We start from the raw sequence: 2,030 nt of genomic DNA, 5'->3' as shown, positions 1-2,030 counted from the left end.
GCTGCTGATCTCGCCCGTGACCGATCCCGCGCTCGGCGGCGCGACGCTGGCTTCGCGCCGCCACGACGATCCGATGATCCGTCGCGGCTGGCTCGAACAGGGGTTGCGCTGGTATCACGGCGCCGGTTCGGTGGCGGCCCGCGGCCCGCTCGACACCGACCTGCGCGGCCTGCCGCCGATGCTCGTCCAGGCCGGCGACCAGGAGGTGCTGCTGTCGGATGCGCAGCGGCTGGCCCGTCATGCGCAGGCTTGTGGCGTGCCGTGCCGGCTGGAGGTTCATGCGGCGCGCTGGCATGTGTTTCATCTGCAGGCGTTTTACCTGCGGTCGGCGCGCGACGCGTTGCGGACGCTGGCGGGTTTTGCCGCGGAACGGGTGGCGGTGACGGCGTGACGACGAAGCAGTCGCGCGCCGCGATCGGGGCTGTGGTTCGCGACTTCCCCGATCGTGCACACGGCGCATGCGTCGCCACCGGGCCCGCTTGCCACGAAGCGACGCCGTCTTGCGAAAACCGGTCGTTTATTTTTTTCCGTCGCATGCGGCCGTCATGATCTCCCGCAAGCCCTGGCGCGCCGCCGGGGCTCCCCCATCCTCGCGGAGACATCATGAAAAGAAGGCACACCCTCAACACGCTGGCACTGCTCTGTTGCGTCGGCATCCAGTGCGCGACATCGGCATTCGCCGACGAGCCGAAGAAGGTGGCGTTCGTCGACACGGGCAACACCGGGCGCAGCGTGATGGCCGAAGCGATCGCCGGCCAGTTGATCGCGCAGCGCCACGCGCACATCGCGGTGATTTCGCGCGCGGTCGACGAAGATCCGTATGACGAAAAGCCCGAGGAAAACGGCGTGATCCTGATGAAGCGACGCGGCATCGACACGTCCGCGCACCGTTCGGTGCAGTTGAACGCGAACGACGTCAAGCATTCCGACGTGATCCTGACGATGACCGACAAACACAAGGAGAAGGTGCTCGCGCTCTATCCGTCGGCCGCCGGCAAGGTGTTCACGCTCGCCGAGTATGCGTCCGGAAAGCACGTCGACGTGCCCGACGCGTGGGGCAAGCCGATCGACTTCTACGAATCGGTGACCACGCAGCTCGACACGTACCTCCCCGCTGCGCTCGACAAGGTCGCGACGGTCGCGCCGGCGAAGCAGTAATGTCAGGAGACCTGTCGGCTCGCGCCGACAGGCCTCCTGTTCACACACCTCCCTCTCGATCCGCGCCTTGTAGCTTATAAGCTACAATTTCGACCAAGATCGAACCGGAAACGGAGGTAAGCATGAAGCAGCTCAAAGCCGCGGTATCGCACCACGACGCGGAAGTCGCCGAACTCGGCGCCGACCGCGAACTCGCGGTGGCCTATCTGCGCGTCGCGATGGAGTCGCTCGACGATCCCGACAACCGCGCAGCCGGCCTGCTCGCGCTGCGTACGGTCGCGGAAGCGTACGGCGGGCTCGGCGCCGTCGCGGCCGAGGCCGGTATCAGCCGCGAATCGCTGTATCGCACCCTCTCCCCCAACGGCAACCCCACGCTGAAAACCCTGCTCGCGGTGCTCAAGACCGTCGGCCTGCGCCTGTCCGTCGTCCCCGCACAGCCGGCACACGCGTAAGCGGCGCACCGCCCCCTCAGGGCCGAACCATCCACACCAGCAGCATCTCCGCCGGCGCCGCCGTCATCCCCGCCGGCGGATGCTCGATCGTCGGCTCGACCTCCAGCGCCTTCGCGATCGTCGCCGCATCGTCGATCGTCGTCGTGCGCACGATCGTCATCAGCCGCGCCGGCCGGTGCAGCGTCTCGCGATACAGCGCGCCGTACCACAGCGGCCGCATGCCGAGCGCGTCCTGCAACACGTACGGATAACGCCACAGCCGCAGCACGAGGCGGCTTTCCGGCTGGCCCGGATCGACGCGCACGAACACGCGGCGCGTGCTTTCGCCGTGCGTGTAGCGCGGCAGCACCGGCAGCGCATCGGCCGGCGCCTGCGGCAACAGCCAGCGCAGCGTGGTGGCCGGCGACCACGGCGTCGCGC

General features: G+C 68.1%; 4 protein-coding genes. 3 read left to right on the top strand and 1 reads right to left on the bottom strand.

Going from position 1 to position 2,030, the window contains the following annotated elements; all coding sequences use genetic code 11:
* From G3O06_RS47975 to G3O06_RS47965, 3 genes are all read left to right on the top strand, one after another.
* A partial coding sequence (locus G3O06_RS47975; protein ID WP_205820381.1) for an alpha/beta hydrolase fold domain-containing protein occupies positions 1–391 on the top strand: 391 nt, incomplete at its 5' end.
* 212 nt (positions 392–603) lie between these two features.
* Positions 604–1,158 (top strand): protein tyrosine phosphatase, encoded by a 555-nt coding sequence (locus G3O06_RS47970; RefSeq protein ID WP_205820373.1) that lies wholly within the window; start codon positions 604–606, stop codon positions 1,156–1,158.
* A 122-nt stretch (positions 1,159–1,280) separates the two neighbouring features.
* Complete coding sequence (locus G3O06_RS47965; protein ID WP_174979189.1) at positions 1,281–1,610, top strand: transcriptional regulator; 330 nt, start codon at positions 1,281–1,283, stop codon at positions 1,608–1,610.
* A 16-nt stretch (positions 1,611–1,626) separates the two neighbouring features.
* On the opposite strand, the gene G3O06_RS47960 is transcribed toward G3O06_RS47965, so the two are convergent.
* Positions 1,627–2,030 (bottom strand): LssY C-terminal domain-containing protein (locus tag G3O06_RS47960; protein ID WP_205820371.1); only part of this gene is annotated, 404 nt, incomplete at its 5' end.

The organism is Burkholderia sp. Ac-20345, from assembly GCF_017104825.1.
Lineage (GTDB): Bacteria > Pseudomonadota > Gammaproteobacteria > Burkholderiales > Burkholderiaceae > Burkholderia > Burkholderia lata_B.
This window is presented reverse-complemented; position numbering and strand designations above follow the sequence as displayed.